The organism is Streptomyces sp. AC627_RSS907 (assembly GCF_019049165.1).
Genome location: NZ_JAGMUE010001172.1, coordinates 1 through 562, shown reverse-complemented (window position 1 = coordinate 562; position 562 = coordinate 1). Strand labels below are relative to the sequence as shown.

Genomic DNA, 562 nt, shown 5'->3' with positions numbered 1-562 from the left:
CTCGTCGCCCTCGCCGTAGTAGCGCCGGGTCAGCTCCACGACGGTGGCGCCGGCCCGCTCGTACAGCTCCTTGCGGGCGGTGTGCGTGGCGAGCACCGAGCCGTTGCCGGGCAGGGCCAGGCCGATGGCCTCGGCGAGGCAGTTCATCGAGTTGGCGGTGAACATGCCGGAACACGAACCGCAGGTGGGGCAGGCGTTCTCCTCGATGCGGAGGATGTCCTCGTCCGAGACGCTCTCGTTGACCGCGTCGCTGATCGCGTTGACCAGGTCGAGCTTGCGGACGGTGCCGTCGACCAGGGTGGCCTGGCCGGCCTCCATCGGGCCGCCGGAGACGAAGATGGTGGGGATGTTCAGGCGTAGCGCCGCCATCAGCATGCCCGGGGTGATCTTGTCGCAGTTGGAGATGCAGATCAGGGCGTCGGCGCAGTGCGCCTCGACCATGTACTCCACCGAGTCGGCGATCAGGTCCCGCGAGGGCAGGCTGTAGAGCATGCCGCCGTGGCCCATGGCGATGCCGTCGTCCACGGCGATCGTGTTGAACTCGCGCGGCACGGCCCCCGCC

At 69.2% G+C, this 562-nt stretch carries 1 protein-coding gene; it reads right to left on the bottom strand.

Features of this window, described 5'->3' with window-relative positions; genetic code table 11:
• On the bottom strand, nt 1-562 hold a 562-nt coding region (locus KUM32_RS40900; RefSeq protein WP_217146730.1), incomplete at both ends, for a dihydroxy-acid dehydratase.